This is a genomic window from Pseudomonas sp. B14(2017) (assembly GCF_002113255.1).
Classification (GTDB): Bacteria; Pseudomonadota; Gammaproteobacteria; order Pseudomonadales; family Pseudomonadaceae; genus Aquipseudomonas; species Aquipseudomonas putida_Z.
Genome location: NZ_NEJY01000006.1, coordinates 93395 through 108534, shown reverse-complemented (window position 1 = coordinate 108534; position 15140 = coordinate 93395). Strand labels below are relative to the sequence as shown.

Genomic DNA, 15140 nt, shown 5'->3' with positions numbered 1-15140 from the left:
GCTCACTCCACGAACAGGCAGGCGGGTTGTTCGAGCAGGCCGCGCACGGCCTGGATGAACAGCGCGGCGTCCATGCCATCGACCACGCGGTGGTCGAACGAGCTGGACAGGTTCATCATCTTGCGCACGACGATCTGGCCGTCGATCACCACAGGCCGCTCGACCATGCGGTTGACGCCGACGATCGCCACCTCCGGGGTGTTGACCACCGGTGTGCTGACGATGCCGCCCAGGGCGCCCAGGCTGGTCAGGGTGATGGTCGAACCGGACAGCTCGTCGCGGCTGGCCTTGTTGTTGCGGGCTGCGTTGGCCAGGCGCGAGATCTCGCCGGCATTGCTCCACAGGCTGCCAGCTTCGGCATGGCGCAGCACCGGCACCATCAGGCCGTTGTCACCCTGGGTGGCGATGCCCACATGCACCGCGCCATGGCGAGTGATGACCTGGGCTTCGTCGTCATAGGTGGCGTTGATCTGCGGGAAGTCGCGCAGTGCCACGACCAGGGCGCGCACCAGGAACGGCAGCAGGGTCAGCTTGCCGCGGCTGTCGCCGTGCTTGCTGTTGAGTTGCTGGCGCAGGGCTTCCAGGGCGGTGACGTCGATTTCTTCCACATAACTGAAGTGCGCGACCCGGCGCTTGGCGTCCTGCATGCGCTGGGCGATCTTGCGGCGCAGGCCGATCACCGGCACCTGCTCGCTGTCGGTGCGCTTGGCATAGCCGCTCGGGGCTTGTCCGCCAGTGCTGTGCGGCTTGCTCATGAAGGCGTCGAGGTCTTCGTGCAGGATGCGCCCGGCCGGGCCGCTGCCATGCACGTAACGCAGTTCGATACCGGCATCCAGGGCACGCTTGCGCACCGCCGGCGAGGCCAGCGGCTTGTCGCCTGGCTGGCGCGGCACGATCGGGGCTGCCTCGTGGTTGACGGGCGCCTGGCACGCGGCCGGTCTTGCTTCCTTCTGCGGCTCTGGCTTGGCGGCTACCGGGGCAGCGGGGGCTTCGACCTGTTCGGGCTTTGGCGCATCCTTGGTGGGCACATCCACATGGTTGCCGCTGCCTTCCACTTCGATGCGGATCAGCTCGCTGCCGACCGCCATCACTTCACCGGGCTGCCCACCCAGGGCCAGCACCTTGCCGCTGACCGGCGAAGGGATTTCCACGGTGGCCTTGTCGGTCATGACGTCGGCCACTACCTGATCTTCGGCGATCATGTCGCCGACCTTGACGAACCACTCGACCAACTCGACCTGCGCGATGCCTTCGCCAATGTCCGGCATCTTGATGACGTGCGTGCCCATTCAGACCTCCATGACCTTTTTCAATGCCGCACCTACCCGCGAAGGCCCTGGGAAGTAAGCCCATTCCTGTGCGTGGGGGTAGGGGGTGTCCCAGCCGGTGACGCGCTCGATCGGCGCCTCCAGGTGGTGGAAGCAGTGTTCCTGCACCAGCGACACCAGTTCGGCGCCGAAGCCGCAGGTGCGGGTGGCCTCGTGTACCACCACGCAGCGGCCGGTCTTTTTCACCGACTCGACGATGGTCTCCAGGTCCAGCGGCCACAGGCTGCGCAGGTCGATCACCTCGGCGTCGACGCCGGTTTCTTCGGCGGCCACCTGGGCCACGTACACCGTGGTGCCGTAGGTCAGCACGGTCACGTCATTGCCGGGGCGGGTAATGGCCGCCTTGTCCAGCGGCACGCTGTAGTAGCCATCGGGCACGGCGCTTTGCGGGTGCTTCGACCACGGCGTGACAGGGCGGTCGTGGTGGCCGTCGAACGGGCCGTTGTACAGGCGCTTGGGTTCCAGGAAGATCACCGGGTCATCGCATTCGATCGAGGCGATCAGCAGGCCCTTGGCGTCATACGGGTTGGACGGCATGACAGTGCGCAGGCCGCACACCTGGGTGAACATCGCTTCCGGGCTCTGGCTGTGGGTCTGGCCGCCATAGATCCCGCCACCGCAGGGCATGCGCAGGGTCAACGGGGCGATGAACTCGCCGGCCGAACGGTAACGCAGGCGCGCCATCTCGGAAACGATCTGGTCGGAGGCCGGGTAGAAGTAGTCGGCGAACTGGATTTCCACCACCGGGCGCAGGCCGTAGGCACCCATGCCCACGGCGGTGCCGACGATGCCGCTTTCGGAGATCGGCGCGTCGAACACACGGGACTTGCCGTACTTGTTCTGCAGGCCTTCGGTGCAGCGGAACACGCCGCCGAAGTAACCGACGTCCTGGCCGTAGATCACCACATTGTCGTCGCGCTCGAGCATGACATCCATGGCCGAGCGCAGGGCCTGGATCATGGTCATGGTAGTGGTGGCCATGGCGGTTTCCGGGTTGATGCTGTTGTTGTGGTCGTTCATCTCAAACCCCCAGTTCCTGGCGTTGACGGCGCAGGTGGTCGGGCATTTCCTTGTACACGTCCTCGAACATCGAGGCGGCACTCGGGATGTGACCGTTGGCCAGGGTGCCGTACTGCTCGGCTTCCTTCTGCGCGGCAATCACCGCGGCTTCCAGCTCGGCAGTGGTGGCCTGGTGTTCTTCCTCGGACCAGTGGCCGATCTTGATCAGGTGCTGCTTCAGGCGGGCGATCGGGTCGCCGAGCGGGAAGTGGCTCCAGTCATCGGCCGGGCGGTACTTGGACGGGTCGTCCGAGGTCGAGTGCGGGCCGGCACGGTAGGTGACCCACTCGATCAGGCATGGGCCAAGGCCGCGACGGGCGCGTTCGGCGGCCCAGCGCGAGGCGGCGTACACGGCGACGAAGTCGTTGCCGTCAACCCGCAGCGAGGCAATGCCGCATCCCACGCCACGGCCGGCGAAGGTGGTCGACTCGCCACCGGCGATGGCCTGGAAGGTGGAGATCGCCCACTGGTTGTTGACCACGTTGAGGATAACCGGGGCGCGGTACACGTGGGCGAAGGTGAGGGCGGTGTGGAAGTCCGACTCGGCGGTTGCGCCGTCGCCGATCCACGCCGAGGCGATCTTGGTATCGCCCTTGATCGCCGAGGCCATGGCCCAGCCGACAGCCTGCACGAACTGAGTCGCCAGGTTGCCGCTGATGGTGAAGAAACCGGCGTCGCGTACCGAATACATGATCGGCAACTGGCGGCCCTTGAGCGGGTCACGCTCGTTGGACAGCAGCTGGCAGATCATCTCGACCAGCGACATGTCGCGGGCCATCAGGATGCTTTGCTGGCGGTAAGTGGGGAAGCACATGTCGGTGCGGTTCAGCGCCAGGGCCTGGCCGCTGCCGATGGCTTCTTCACCCAGGCTCTGCATGTAGAAGGACATCTTCTTCTGGCGCTGGGCGACCACCATGCGGCTGTCGAAAATCCGTGTCTTGAGCATAGCGCGCATGCCCTGACGGAGAACTTGCGGGTCGATGTCTTCGGCCCACGGGCCTTGCGCGTCGCCTTGCTCGTCGAGCACGCGGATCAGGCTGTAGGACAGGTCCGCGGTGTCGGCAGCGTCGACATCGACTGGGGGTTTACGGGCTTGACCTGCATCGTTCAGGCGCAGGTAGGAGAAATCGGTCTGGCAGCCTGGCCGGCCGGTAGGCTCGGGCACATGCAAACGCAGGGGGGCGTACTCGTTCATGCTTTTTACGCTCGCTCGGGTATTTGTTTTTGTGAGCTCTGAAGCGGCCGCCGCTGAGTACCGGCTTGTGACTGGTAGGTCAGCGTCCCCTACATCTTAGTGGGCCGGCAGGAGAATTTTTCTCTCAAGTTGATTGCCTTTGCCGAGCAGGGCAGATAAACATTCCGCATAAACACAAAAAACCGGTGATTTTGTCTCATGCGCAAACTCGATCGTACCGATATCGGCATTCTCAACAGCCTGCAGGAAAATGCCCGCATCACCAACGCCGAGCTGGCCCGCTCGGTGAACCTGTCCCCCACACCCTGCTTCAACCGGGTGCGGGCCATGGAAGAACTGGGGGTGATCCGCCAGCAGGTGACCTTGCTGTCGCCCGAGGCGTTGGGGCTGGACGTGAACGTGTTCATCCATGTGAGCCTGGAAAAACAGGTCGAGCAGTCGTTGCACCGTTTCGAGGAAGAAATTGCCGAACGGCCCGAGGTGATGGAGTGTTACCTGATGACGGGCGATCCGGACTACCTGCTGCGGGTACTGCTGCCCAGTATCCAGGCACTGGAACGGTTCCTGGATTACCTGACGCGGTTGCCAGGGGTGGCCAATATCCGTTCCAGTTTCGCCTTGAAGCAGGTGCGCTACAAGACGGCCTTGCCGCTGCCGGCCAATGGCATGACCTTGCGGGAATAGGTGTGGCCTGACTGATGATTGGCCTTGGCAATGCCTCTTTGGTTCTGAGAGGCAGGGCACCTCCTGACAGGGCCTTCGCAGTGATGCCGGGTTTCAGGCTAGCCGGATGTTCTCCAGGTAGAACGTGAGTATCTCTCCCGGCGTTGCGCTTGCATTCAGAAATCTGTCAAAGGTGAGGGACAGGTCTGTGGATGCATCCTCAGGCCTTGTCGATGCAACACGATGGCCGTGTTTGTCGCGTAGGTAGAACGGAACGCTATCGGCGCTGTTCAGGTCGCCATTCCAATAATCTTGTGTATCGATTTTCCAGTAGTCGCCAAGCCCTGCCAGCTGCGGCTTGAAGTTCGCCACGGCGTCCGTGACTCTGCCGATCACGCCTGTCCCATACAGGCCGAGCCAGCCTCTGGAATTTTGCTCAAGCCTCGCGCCTGCGAATTTCCAGTGGTTGTTGCACGAGATGTAGTAGAGGTCCCGTCCCTTCTCCGATGTGATGTACTTGAAATCGAACGCGATACGTACGATCTCGTCCCGCGCATGCGCCTTTCGGTGATTATCGATGCACAACCAGCCGTCCTCATCCAGCCATGTGAATGGGTGTTGCCCGACGGATGATTCTGCAACTACCACTCGGCCTGCATGGGTATGCAGTTCGGCGGTGAAATCAGCTTTGATCATGTAACCTCCAGTCTCAGTTGCTCCCGGGATGGGACGAGGCAAGCTAACCCTTCGGCTGGTGAACAATGAGATGGAAACGCTTGGAGCGCAGCTTGGTCCGATGATGCAAGTGCATGATCACGACATGACCGACACTGGACGCGCCCTTGATTCACGATTTGTCAGGCAGGGGACTGCGCCGCAGCAATTTTGCTTTTATGCTTGGCTGCAACCCATCGCCACCTGACCCGGGAGCCGCAAGGGACCTATGCGAAATATATGGAAGCCGTTTCAGTCGTTGTATTTCGCCGCGCTGATGATGTTGATCGGCTCGGGCCTGCTCAGTACCTACCTGGCCCTGCGCCTGGCAGCCGATCATGTCGACAGCCTGTGGGTGGGTGCCTTGATGGCGGCCAACTACTTTGGCCTGGCGGTAGGCGGCAAGGTCGGCCACCGGTTGATTGGCCGGGTAGGGCACATTCGCGCCTATGCCACTTGCGCCGGCATCGTCGGCGCGGCGGTGCTCGGCCATGGCCTGACCAGCTGGTTGCCGGCCTGGGTCGGGCTGCGGATGATCGTCGGCCTGGGGATGATGTGCCAGTACATGGTCATCGAGAGCTGGCTGAACGAGCAGGCCGACGTGAAGCATCGTGGCGCGGTGTTCAGCGGCTACATGATCGCCTCGTACCTGGGCCTGGTGCTCGGCCAGCTGATCCTGGTGGTGCACCCACAGCTTGGCCTGGAGCTGCTGATGCTGGTGGCCATGTGTTTCACCCTGTGCCTGGTGCCGGTCGCCATGACCCGGCGCATTCACCCGGCGCCGTTGCGCCCGGCACCGATGGAGCCGAAGTTCTTCATCAAGCGCGTGCCGCAGTCGCTCAGCACGGTGCTGGGTTCGGGGCTGATCGTCGGCTCGTTCTATGGCCTGGCGCCCTTGTATGCCTCCAGCCAGGGCATGACTACCGAGCAGGTCGGTCTGTTCATGGGTAGCTGCATCTTTGCCGGCCTGCTGGTGCAGTGGCCGCTGGGCTGGTTGTCCGACCGCTACGATCGGGCCGTGCTGATCCGCAGCGTGGCGGTGGGGTTGGCGTTGGCCTCGGCGCCGCTGGCGATGTTGCCCAGCGTGCCGCTGGAGTTGCTGTTCGGCATAGGCTTCGTGATTTCGTTGCTGCAGTTCTGCCTGTACCCGCTGGCGGTGGCGTTTTCCAACGACCATGTGGAAAGCGAACGGCGGGTATCGCTGACCGCGATGCTGCTGGTGACCTATGGCGTGGGCGCCTGCATCGGGCCGCTGGCCGCAGGCGTGCTGATGAAGGTGCTCGGCCCGCAGATGCTGTATGCCTTCTTCGTGTTCTTTGCCCTGGTGCTGGTGTGGCGCATTCGGCCGAAGGCGGTCACCGGGCTGCACCAGGTGCAGGATGCGCCTTTGGGCCACGTTGCCATGCCGGCTGCCGGTTCGCCACTGTCGGCGGCGCTGGACCCACGGGTGGATGAGCAGACGGTACAGGAGGTGATGCAGGCGCCGGTGGCGGCGGAGGATACCGAGGCGGAAGAGAAGGGGGCTGACAAGGAGCCTGAGCCGGAAGGTGAGGTCAGCAAGTCGGTGTAGGCCTGTGCCGGCCTCTTCGCGGGCACGCCCGCTCCCACAGCGACCGCGCAGTGTTCAAGGCATGCGTTGTACCTGTGGGAGAGCTGTCGCGTAGAGAACTGAATCCGCAAGCAGTACGCGTACCCTGTGGGAGCGGCTTTAGCCGCGAAGAATCCAACGCGGTGCATGGCACCGGCTGCGCCGGTGTTCGCGGCTAAAGCCGCTCCCACAGAGTCCCTGCTAATTCAATGAGTTATGTGCAGTTCTGTGGGAGCGGGCGTGCCCGCGAAAAGGCCGGCACAGGAGAAGCACAAATGAAAACGCCACCTTGATAGGTGGCGTTTTTGTACTCGGCCGACGATCAATAGTCGTCCTTGTCGAACCGCCGCGCTTCACGCTGCAACTGGTACACAAAGCTCTCGACCTTGCGCTGCGCCTGCCCGGTGAGGTTATGGAAGCGCACGCCGGCAAAGGTGGTGTTGATCCGCTCTTCATAGTGCAGGTGGCGCAGCTCGACCATGGTGTCGACCAGGCCCAGCGGGTTGCCAGCCTTGAAACGCTCGTACACCTGGCCCAGTTGCAGGCGATCCTCGACATTGCCTTCGAAGCGCAGCTTGCAGCCGGTGGCGGAGATGTCCAGCAGCTTGCCACGCAGGGCGCCGTTGCCCTTGAGGTGGGCGCCATCGAGGATGACATCGACCAGCTGCGACAGCTTCAGCGCGGCGCGGAAGGCATTGCGGCGCTGGTGGTAGGTCATTTCCAGAGGCATGGCGCCGCGGTAGCAGCGGTGGCCGTCGACTTCACTGATCTTCAGCTCGTGGTTGCAGTCCCAGGCGATGCGCACGCCATCGTGGAAGCCTTCGACGCGGAAGTGTTCGCCGTTCTCGATGAACTTTTCACCGTCACGCGGGATCATCTCGTCCAGCGCCAGGGTGTTGCTTTCACGGTCCACGTGCACCACGTAGCTCTGGAAGCGCTGGCTGCGGTCGTGGAAGGTGATGATCAGGGGGTCGTGGCTTTCCTGCAGCTGCCGCAAGTTGGCCGCAATCTCCAAAGGGGTGTTCAGCACCTTTGGCGGCTGCGGGGCATCGGATTCATTGAACACGGCTTATCGTTCTCCAGGCAAAAGCGACACACGCAATTAACGGCATTTTGCCAGTATGTTCCGTGCCTTGATAGAAAAAATCACACTTGGCTGAGCGCCCGTGGCTTGGCCAGTGGCGAGGTGCTGCCGCGGCTGTCGTAGAGCGACGGAGAATCGCCGCCCATGAGGATCCGGATCTGGTTGTTGGTGACGTGTTGCTGCACCTGGATGATCCGGCCATTGGTCTCGTTGAGCTGCTGGCAGGCTTGCATCAACTGGCTGATCACATCGAGTTGCTGCAGCAGCAGTTCACCGTTCGGTGATTGTGCCGCCACGGCCTCCACTCCGGCGCGATCAGGGCTCAGGCCAAGGCTGGCAAGCAGGTTGTTGCGCCGCAGGCCTTGCTGCTCCAGCAGCACGATCAAAGACTGCTTGCGGGCCAGGATATTCTCCAGTGGCGCCATGTCGCGGCCATGCAGGGCGATCGCTTCCTTTTGCAGAAGGTCCAGCAGTTCCTGCATCGGGGCAATGTCATCTTCGATCAGTTGCAGCAAGGTGGTGTCGTGCATGGCTAACTCTTGGCTTTTCTAGCGTCCGTGAAGTCAGCGCGCCGAACGGTCAGCGCTGGGCTTCGAAATCGAGCAGTTTGCTGGCGACCCGGCCGGCATCGACCTGGTAGCTGCCGTCGGCGATCGCCTGTTTCAACTGGGCCACACGGGCACTGTTGACCACTGGCTCGTCGCGCAGCTTGTCGCTGATCTTCTGCAACTGCTGGGCCTCTTGGCTGAGGTGTACCGCTTCTCCGCTGGCGCTGGTGGCGGTTGCCGCTTCCTGGCTGGCTGCCGGTTTTTCGGCGCTGCCGTTCGCGGTGTTGCCGCGCACGCCGCCCGTGACGGACGGAGAGTTATTCAAACGACTGAAGTCGATGACCATGATCAGAAACCTCTGGGTATTTGGACGCTTGCCTTGTTTTCGGCCAACCCGAAAGAAACTTTAGGCACAAATGCATAGCCGCCTGTCAGCAAGCTCGCGAACCCGTTTTCTGACACAGTTTAGGAAAAGCGGTTCCTCACCGCCAGCGCAAATCAATGGGCTGGCTACATACTTACCTCGACCTGGCCGGGGCCGGTCACCCTGGCCTTGATCACCCGCTTGGAATTGAGGTTGCGGACCCGGATCTGTTCGCTCAGGCCACCCTTGCTCAGGGCTTCTCCGGGCATGCGCACACTCAGGCTGCCACTGCGGGCGATGATCACCACGTGGTCGCCCTTGCGCACCACCTCGGCCTGTTCCAGGTGTTGCGGGGTGAGTACCTGGTCGATCACCGTGGGGCGCAGCATCTTCATGCCTACCGCCTGTTCCAGTTCGGTCAAGAAGCCTTGGCCCAGGGTGCCGACATCGCGCTCGCGCAGGGCCACGTCGCCTTCGCCCACCACGTTGTCGCGCTTGAGCGGCCGGGTCACCACCACCACGTCGCGGAACAGCCGCACGGTGGCCGGCACGAACACGGTCCATGGCGCCGTGCCTTCGCAGCGCACCTTTACCGTGACGCGGCCCAGCGGCTGGGCCGGGCTTTCCAGCGAGGCGTCCAGTTGCTGGCTGCACAGCGGCATGCGCAGGCGCGGGTCCAGCGGGTTGACCTGGATCTCGTAACGGCCGGCGGTCTGGGTGGTTGCCAGATAATCTTCGACGCTGAATTCAAGAAACCCTTGAGTGACACCGATAAGCTGTTCAGGCAAGGTAAACGCGTCCGCTACCGTGCGAACGCCGGGCACCAGAAGGCACAGCATGGCCAGCGAGCCAGTCAGCAGGCGCGTCAATCGTCGGAAAAATGTCGTTTTCGTGTACATGGCGCTCAAAAAAGCAAAGCCCGTGCCGACTCGCTACTTGAGTTGCAACGAAAGGCTGAAACATAAAGGAGTCTGGCATGGCAGGTGTTATGGATTCGGTCAACCAGCGCACGCAGCTGGTGGGGCAGAATCGCCTGGAATTGCTGCTGTTCCGCCTCAATGGCGAGCAGCTTTACGGCATCAACGTATTCAAGGTCAGGGAAGTGCTGCAATGCCCTGCGCTGACCCTGCTGCCCAAGGCGCACCCGGTGGTGCGCGGTGTTGCCAATATTCGCGGGGCGACCATCCCGATCCTCGACCTGTCGATGGCCACCGGGTTGCGGCCGCTGCAGGAAGACACGCGCAACAGTTTCGTGATCATCACCGAGTACAACACCAAGACCCAAGGCTTCCTGGTGCATTCGGTGGAGCGCATCGTCAACATGAACTGGGAAGAAATCCATCCGCCACCCAAGGGCACCGGCCGCGACCACTACCTGACCGCGGTTACCCGGGTGGACAACCGCATGGTCGAGATCATCGATGTGGAGAAGGTGCTGGCCGAAGTGGCGCCGTCGTCCGAGTCGGTGTCGGCCGGGGTGATCGATGCCGAGGTGCAGGACAAGGCCGTGCTGCTGCGGGTGCTCACCGTCGACGATTCGTCGGTGGCGCGCAAGCAGGTCAGCCGCTGCCTGCAGACCGTGGGGGTCGAGGTGGTGGCGCTCAATGACGGCCGTCAGGCCCTGAACTACCTGCGCCAGCTGGTGGATGAGGGCAAGAAGCCGGAAGAAGAGTTCCTGATGATGATCTCGGACATTGAAATGCCGGAAATGGACGGCTATACGCTAACGGCGGAGATCCGCAGCGATCCGCGCATGCAAAAATTGCACATCTGCCTGCATACTTCGCTTTCCGGGGTGTTCAACCAGGCGATGGTCAAGAAGGTCGGTGCCGATGACTTCCTGGCCAAGTTCAAGCCGGACGACCTGGCCCAGCGGGTGGTCGACCGGATCAAGGCAACGCATTGAAGCAGCCGGGGGCAGGCCCCCGGCACCAGTGATTTAAAAGAGGCGGCAGTAGTGTCTACGGGTAATTTGGATTTCGAACAGTTCCGGGTCTTCCTGGAGAAAGCCTGTGGCATCCTGCTGGGCGAGAATAAGCAGTACCTGGTCTCCAGCCGTCTCAACAAGCTGATGGAGCAACAGGGCATCAAGAGCCTGGGCGAGCTGGTGCAGCGCATCCAGGCCCAGCCACGTGGCGGCTTGCGCGAGCAGGTGGTCGATGCCATGACCACCAACGAGACCCTGTGGTTTCGCGATACCTACCCGTTCGAGGTGCTGAAGAACAAGGTTATCCCCGAGTTCATCCGCAACAACCCCGGCCAGCGCCTGCGCATGTGGTCGGCGGCCTGTTCGTCGGGGCAGGAGCCGTATTCCATCTCGATGGCCATCGACGAATTCGAGCGCAGCAACCTCGGCCAGTTGAAGATGGGCGCGCAGATCGTTGCCACCGACCTGTCCGGCACCATGCTGACCAACTGCAAGACCGGCGAGTACGACAGCCTGGCAATTGCCCGTGGCTTGTCCCAGGAGCGCCTGCAGCGCTACTTTGACACCAAGGGGCCGGGGCGTTGGGCGGTCAAGCCGGCGATTCGCAGCCGCGTCGAGTTCCGCTCGTTCAACCTGCTCGACAGCTATGCCAGCCTGGGCAAGTTCGATGTGGTGTTCTGCCGTAACGTGCTGATCTATTTCTCGGCGCAGGTGAAGAAGGACATCCTGTTGCGTATCCACAGTACGTTGAAGCCGGGTGGGTATCTGTTCCTCGGGGCTTCCGAGGCGCTGAACGGGCTGCCGGACCATTACCAGATGGTGCAGTGCAGTCCGGGGATCATCTACCAGGCGAAGTAACCAAGAGGGCCGGCAGGGAAAGTTGCCGGCCTTTTTGTTTGCCTGTGCCGGCCTCTTCGCGGGCATGCCCGCTCCCACAGGCTGGCGCCATACCTGTGGGAGCGGGCGTGCCCGCGAAGAGGCCGGCGCAGGAGAAATGCTGACGTCAATTTTTTGTTTTGCCGCTTTTGCCACCCGGCAATTGCCGCTTTCGCCGCCCAAGGCGGAAGGCCTTTGCCGCTTTTCTGGCATCACTCTGACAGCACCTTGCCCCGCAAGCCCGTATTTCCGGGCTTTCTGTTGGTTGGCACAGCCCTTGCTATACCTTGCCCAACGATATTCCGGTCAACCTCCGAAGGTTTCCCCGACATGAGCATCAGCTTCGACAAGGCGCTTGGTATTCACGAAAAGGCCCTGGGCTTCCGCGCCCAGCGCGCCGAAGTGCTGGCCAACAACATCGCCAACGCCGACACGCCCAACTACAAGGCGCGCGACATGGACTTCGCCTCGGTGCTCGCTGCCGAAAGCGACAAGCAGCAGAGTGGCGGCCGTTTCAGCCTCGATCGTACCAACAGCCGCCATATCGAGGCCCAGGGCCTGGCCATGGCCGACGATACCCTCAAGTACCGCACGCCAACGCAGCCGTCGATCGACCAGAACACCGTGGACGCGCAGATCGAGCAATCGAACTACACCGAAAACGCCGTCGGCTTCCAGGCCAGCTTCACCTTGCTCAACAGTAAATTCAAAGGGCTGGTTTCGGCCCTGCGGGGAGAATGACCATGTCCCTTTCCAGTGTCTTCAACATTGCCGGTAGCGGCATGAGTGCGCAGAACACGCGCCTGAACACCGTTGCTTCCAACATCGCCAACGCCGAGACCGTGTCCTCGAGCATCGACCAGACCTACCGCGCCCGCCACCCGGTGTTCGCCACCACCTTCCAGGACGCGCAGGCCGGCGGCAGCCAGTCGCTGTTCGAAGATCAGGGCGAGGCAGGGCAGGGCGTGCAGGTAAAAGGCATCGTCGAGGACCAGAGTAACCTGGAGGCCCGTTACGAGCCCAACCACCCGGCGGCGAACAAGGACGGCTACGTCTACTACCCGAACGTCAACGTGGTCGAGGAGATGGCTGACATGATCTCCGCCAGCCGCGCGTTCCAGACCAACGCCGAGTTGATGAATACGGCCAAGGCCATGATGCAGAAGGTCCTGACCCTCGGTCAGTGATAAGGAAACCAGGCCATGGCAATCGATACCAACGGTGTAAACCTCAACGACGTGCTCGCGGCGTCGGGTGTAGGTACCAGCACCAAGAAGACCACGGACACCGCCTCCAAGACCGGCAACGACTCGCTCGGCAAGGACGCGTTCCTGCAATTGCTGGTCACCCAGATGCAGCACCAGAACCCGCTGGATCCACAGGATAACGGTGAGTTCGTTGCCCAGTTGGCGCAGTTCAGCAGCCTGGAAGGCATTACCTCGCTGAACGAATCGGTCAACTCCATCACCAGCGCCATGGCCTCGTCCCAGGCCCTGCAGGCGTCGTCGCTGGTCGGGCGTTCGGTGGTGGTGCAGAACGACAAGGCCGTGGTCGACACCGCAGAAAGCTTCAATGCGCAGTTCGTCGTGCCGCAGGCCATCAGCGAAGCGAAGATCACCATCAAGGACAAGGACGGCAATACCGTCAAGACCATCGAGCTGGGCGAGCAGAAAGCCGGTTACGCCGATTTCATCTGGGACGGTACCAACAGCAGTGGCCAGAAAGTCGACCCTGGTACTTACACCTTCACTGCCACCACTACGGTGGATGGCAAGTCGGTGCAGATGAACACGCTGTTGCCAGCCAAGGTGACCAGCGTCAGTTTCAGTGCCGCCGGCGAAATGGTGCTCAACCTCGCCGGTGTTGGCAAAGTGTCCCTCTCCGACGTGCAAACCATCGGTATCTAAGGCCCGCTAGAGCGGCAAAAGGAGCGAATTCATGTCTTTCAATATCGGCCTTAGCGGTCTGTACGCAGCAAACAAGCAGCTGGATGTCACCGGCAACAACATCGCCAACGTCAACACCAACGGCTTCAAGTCGTCGCGTGCCGAGTTCGCCGATGTCTATGCTGGTTCCAACCGCCTGGGCGTAGGCAAGAACCAGGTGGGTAACGGCGTGCGCCTGGCAGCGGTTTCCCAGCAGTTCACCCAGGGTGACGTCAACACCACCGGCAACGTGCTGGACATGGGGATTCAGGGGCAGGGCTTCTTCGTGCTGTCCGATAACGGCTCGCGCGTGTACACCCGTGCGGGTGCTTTCCAGGCCAGCAAGGACAACTTCGTGGTTACCTCGGACGGCTTGCGCCTGCAGGGCTATGCCGCCGACTCGACTGGCAAGATCCAGAAGGGCGTGCTCACCGATCTGCAGATCGATACATCGTCGCTGCAGCCAAAGGCAACATCGCTGATCGACCAGGGTATCAACCTGAATTCTTCGGCCGCCGACATCCCGTTGGAAGTGGATGATGGCACTGGCGTGATGGTGCCGAACCTGCCGTTCGATCCTTCCGATCAGACGACTTACACCAAGTCTTTCCCGACCAAGGTGTACGACAGCCAGGGTAACGAGCACACCATGGAGCAGTTCTATCGCAAGACTGGCACCAATGAGTGGACCATGTACACCTTGGTCGATGGGCGCAACCCGTTTTCTCCATCCTCCACCGTGCCGCTGACTGGCACCATCAGCTTCAACAGCGATGGCTCGGTCAAGAGCATGACTGCGGACAATACCGGCCACCCGGCGGGCTCGTCGTTCACCGTGACCAACAACACCTTCACCATGACTGGCTGGGTGCCGGCGGTGGAAGATTCTGCGGGTAACTGGATCTCCAACGGCGCGGTGGGCAATGCCGATGGCATGCGCCTGGCGATGAACAGCACCACCTCCTACAACACCGAGACCGCGCGTATGTCGCAGTCTCAGGACGGCTACGCGACCGGTATCCTGTCGAGCCTGAGCATCGACTCGACCGGTGTGCTGTTCGCCAGCTTCAGCAACCAGCAATCCCGTGCCATTGGCCAGGTGGCCCTGGCCAGCTTCGCCAACGAGCAGGGCCTGCAGCAGATTGGTGGTACCCGCTGGACCGAAACCTACACGTCCGGCATCCCGGGCATCGATGCGCCGAAGACGGGTACCCTGGGCAGCGTCGAGTCCAACGCGCTGGAAGGCTCGAACGTGAACCTGACGCAGGAGCTGGTAGAGCTGATCAAGGCGCAGAGCAACTACCAGGCGAACGCCAAGACTATCTCCACTGAAAGCACCATCATGCAGACCGTCATCCAGATGGCCTGATGGTCGCTGGCTGAGTGTGTGTGGGCGAACCCCTTTTTCATGAAGGGGTTCGTCGTCTTTGCCGGAGGGGTCATGAAAAGGCTGGTTGTCACATTGGTCGCTGCTTTCTGCCTGTACCAGGCCCAGGCCGGTACCGCGCCCTGGTGGCGCTGGGAAAGCCAGGTGGATGGGCGCCTGGTCTGCTCGCAATGGCCGCCGGGGGATGGCTGGAAGAAGTTCGCCGGCCCCTACAGCAATGGTGGTTGCCGCGAGCCTTGAATAAACCTGTACTGGCCTTTTCGCGGGTGAACCCGCTCCCACAGGTGTCGCGCAGTACCTGTGGGAGCGGGTTCACCCGCGAAGAGGCCGGTACAGGTTTGCCGCCATCGGCAACCAGGCGCCGGATAACCGGCGTCCAACATGCCAACTGCCCCCTCGAAAGCCCGTATCCACGGGCTTTTTCATGATTTCGCAAAGTTGGTTCGGAACTTGCTTTCTAGCTCGCATAGCAACGGCGAGCG

17 protein-coding genes are annotated in these 15140 nt (G+C 62.0%); 9 read left to right on the top strand and 8 right to left on the bottom strand.

The features are described from left to right. Positions 1-2: 2 nt before the first annotated feature. The 3 genes from CAG34_RS07825 to CAG34_RS07815 are packed head-to-tail and all read right to left on the bottom strand — an operon-like array spanning position 3 to position 3582. Complete coding sequence (locus tag CAG34_RS07825; protein WP_085589061.1) at positions 3-1289, bottom strand: dihydrolipoamide acetyltransferase family protein; 1287 nt, start codon at positions 1287-1289, stop codon at positions 3-5. Beyond that, positions 1290-2348 carry an alpha-ketoacid dehydrogenase subunit beta gene (locus CAG34_RS07820; protein ID WP_015271253.1) on the bottom strand — a complete coding sequence of 353 codons (1059 nt, stop codon included), beginning with the start codon at positions 2346-2348 and terminating at the stop codon, positions 1290-1292. Position 2349: 1 nt separating this feature from the next. Further along, a complete protein-coding gene (locus CAG34_RS07815; protein WP_085589059.1) occupies positions 2350-3582 on the bottom strand; it encodes a 3-methyl-2-oxobutanoate dehydrogenase (2-methylpropanoyl-transferring) subunit alpha in 1233 nt (410 codons plus the stop codon). A gap of 198 nt (positions 3583-3780) precedes the next feature. Between CAG34_RS07815 and bkdR the strand changes: the two genes are divergently transcribed. Continuing rightward, the gene (gene bkdR / locus CAG34_RS07810; protein ID WP_012273540.1) at positions 3781-4266 is read left to right on the top strand and encodes a Bkd operon transcriptional regulator BkdR; all 486 of its coding nucleotides are present in this window, start codon (positions 3781-3783) and stop codon (positions 4264-4266) included. A gap of 93 nt (positions 4267-4359) precedes the next feature. Here bkdR and CAG34_RS07805 read toward each other — a convergent pair whose 3' ends face one another. Continuing rightward, positions 4360-4941, bottom strand: a complete 582-nt coding sequence (locus CAG34_RS07805) for a hypothetical protein (RefSeq protein WP_085589057.1) — start codon at positions 4939-4941, stop codon at positions 4360-4362. A gap of 247 nt (positions 4942-5188) precedes the next feature. On the opposite strand from CAG34_RS07805, the gene CAG34_RS07800 reads away from it, so the two are divergent. Then, positions 5189-6529 (top strand): MFS transporter, encoded by a 1341-nt coding sequence (locus tag CAG34_RS07800; RefSeq protein WP_003257254.1) that lies wholly within the window; start codon positions 5189-5191, stop codon positions 6527-6529. A gap of 340 nt (positions 6530-6869) precedes the next feature. Here the strand turns inward: CAG34_RS07800 and CAG34_RS07795 are convergent, their stop codons facing one another. The 4 genes from CAG34_RS07795 to flgA form a co-directional block, all read right to left on the bottom strand. Next, complete coding sequence (locus CAG34_RS07795; protein WP_025340106.1) at positions 6870-7613, bottom strand: flagellar brake protein; 744 nt, start codon at positions 7611-7613, stop codon at positions 6870-6872. An 80-nt stretch (positions 7614-7693) separates the two neighbouring features. Continuing rightward, positions 7694-8161, bottom strand: coding sequence for a flagella synthesis protein FlgN (locus tag CAG34_RS07790; RefSeq protein WP_039612676.1), 468 nt, complete (start codon positions 8159-8161; stop codon positions 7694-7696). 49 nt (positions 8162-8210) lie between these two features. Continuing rightward, positions 8211-8525: a flagellar biosynthesis anti-sigma factor FlgM gene (gene flgM, locus CAG34_RS07785; protein ID WP_025340104.1), complete on the bottom strand. Its 315-nt coding sequence runs from the start codon at positions 8523-8525 to the stop codon at positions 8211-8213. 164 nt (positions 8526-8689) lie between these two features. Next, on the bottom strand, positions 8690-9442 hold the full coding sequence (gene flgA / locus CAG34_RS07780; protein WP_025340103.1) for a flagellar basal body P-ring formation chaperone FlgA: 753 nt from the start codon (positions 9440-9442) through the stop codon (positions 8690-8692). Positions 9443-9519: 77 nt separating this feature from the next. Between flgA and CAG34_RS07775 the strand changes: the two genes are divergently transcribed. The 7 genes from CAG34_RS07775 (at position 9520) to CAG34_RS07745 (ending at position 14898) form a co-directional block, all read left to right on the top strand. Next, positions 9520-10449: a chemotaxis protein CheV gene (locus CAG34_RS07775; protein WP_039612677.1), complete on the top strand. Its 930-nt coding sequence runs from the start codon at positions 9520-9522 to the stop codon at positions 10447-10449. 51 nt (positions 10450-10500) lie between these two features. After that, complete coding sequence (cheR, locus tag CAG34_RS07770) at positions 10501-11328, top strand: protein-glutamate O-methyltransferase CheR (protein ID WP_015271244.1); 828 nt, start codon at positions 10501-10503, stop codon at positions 11326-11328. Positions 11329-11676: 348 nt separating this feature from the next. After that, positions 11677-12087: a flagellar basal body rod protein FlgB gene (gene flgB, locus CAG34_RS07765; protein ID WP_085589055.1), complete on the top strand. Its 411-nt coding sequence runs from the start codon at positions 11677-11679 to the stop codon at positions 12085-12087. Positions 12088-12089: 2 nt separating this feature from the next. Beyond that, positions 12090-12533, top strand: coding sequence for a flagellar basal body rod protein FlgC (gene flgC, locus CAG34_RS07760; protein ID WP_003257260.1), 444 nt, complete (start codon positions 12090-12092; stop codon positions 12531-12533). 15 nt (positions 12534-12548) lie between these two features. Next, positions 12549-13253 carry a flagellar hook assembly protein FlgD gene (flgD, locus tag CAG34_RS07755; RefSeq protein ID WP_085589053.1) on the top strand — a complete coding sequence of 235 codons (705 nt, stop codon included), beginning with the start codon at positions 12549-12551 and terminating at the stop codon, positions 13251-13253. Between the two features lie 31 nt (positions 13254-13284). Next, positions 13285-14640, top strand: a complete 1356-nt coding sequence (flgE, locus tag CAG34_RS07750; RefSeq protein ID WP_075045942.1) for a flagellar hook protein FlgE — start codon at positions 13285-13287, stop codon at positions 14638-14640. A 72-nt stretch (positions 14641-14712) separates the two neighbouring features. Further along, positions 14713-14898, top strand: a complete 186-nt coding sequence (locus tag CAG34_RS07745) for a hypothetical protein (protein WP_039612679.1) — start codon at positions 14713-14715, stop codon at positions 14896-14898. The last annotated feature ends 242 nt before the right edge of the window (positions 14899-15140 follow it).

Excerpts from the sequence above, each read along its gene's own strand:
- CAG34_RS07825 (WP_085589061.1), bottom strand. The coding sequence starts at position 1,289 with ATGGGCACGCACGTCATCAAGATGCCGGACATTGGCGAAGGCATCGCG.
- CAG34_RS07820 (WP_015271253.1), bottom strand. The coding sequence starts at position 2,348 with ATGAACGACCACAACAACAGCATCAACCCGGAAACCGCCATGGCCACC.
- CAG34_RS07815 (WP_085589059.1), bottom strand. The coding sequence starts at position 3,582 with ATGAACGAGTACGCCCCCCTGCGTTTGCATGTGCCCGAGCCTACCGGC.
- bkdR (WP_012273540.1), top strand. The coding sequence starts at position 3,781 with ATGCGCAAACTCGATCGTACCGATATCGGCATTCTCAACAGCCTGCAG.
- CAG34_RS07805 (WP_085589057.1), bottom strand. The coding sequence starts at position 4,941 with ATGATCAAAGCTGATTTCACCGCCGAACTGCATACCCATGCAGGCCGA.
- CAG34_RS07800 (WP_003257254.1), top strand. The coding sequence starts at position 5,189 with ATGCGAAATATATGGAAGCCGTTTCAGTCGTTGTATTTCGCCGCGCTG.
- CAG34_RS07790 (WP_039612676.1), bottom strand. The coding sequence starts at position 8,161 with ATGCACGACACCACCTTGCTGCAACTGATCGAAGATGACATTGCCCCG.
- flgM (WP_025340104.1), bottom strand. The coding sequence starts at position 8,525 with ATGGTCATCGACTTCAGTCGTTTGAATAACTCTCCGTCCGTCACGGGC.
- flgA (WP_025340103.1), bottom strand. The coding sequence starts at position 9,442 with ATGTACACGAAAACGACATTTTTCCGACGATTGACGCGCCTGCTGACT.
- CAG34_RS07775 (WP_039612677.1), top strand. The coding sequence starts at position 9,520 with ATGGCAGGTGTTATGGATTCGGTCAACCAGCGCACGCAGCTGGTGGGG.
- flgB (WP_085589055.1), top strand. The coding sequence starts at position 11,677 with ATGAGCATCAGCTTCGACAAGGCGCTTGGTATTCACGAAAAGGCCCTG.
- flgC (WP_003257260.1), top strand. The coding sequence starts at position 12,090 with ATGTCCCTTTCCAGTGTCTTCAACATTGCCGGTAGCGGCATGAGTGCG.
- flgD (WP_085589053.1), top strand. The coding sequence starts at position 12,549 with ATGGCAATCGATACCAACGGTGTAAACCTCAACGACGTGCTCGCGGCG.
- flgE (WP_075045942.1), top strand. The coding sequence starts at position 13,285 with ATGTCTTTCAATATCGGCCTTAGCGGTCTGTACGCAGCAAACAAGCAG.
- CAG34_RS07745 (WP_039612679.1), top strand. The coding sequence starts at position 14,713 with ATGAAAAGGCTGGTTGTCACATTGGTCGCTGCTTTCTGCCTGTACCAG.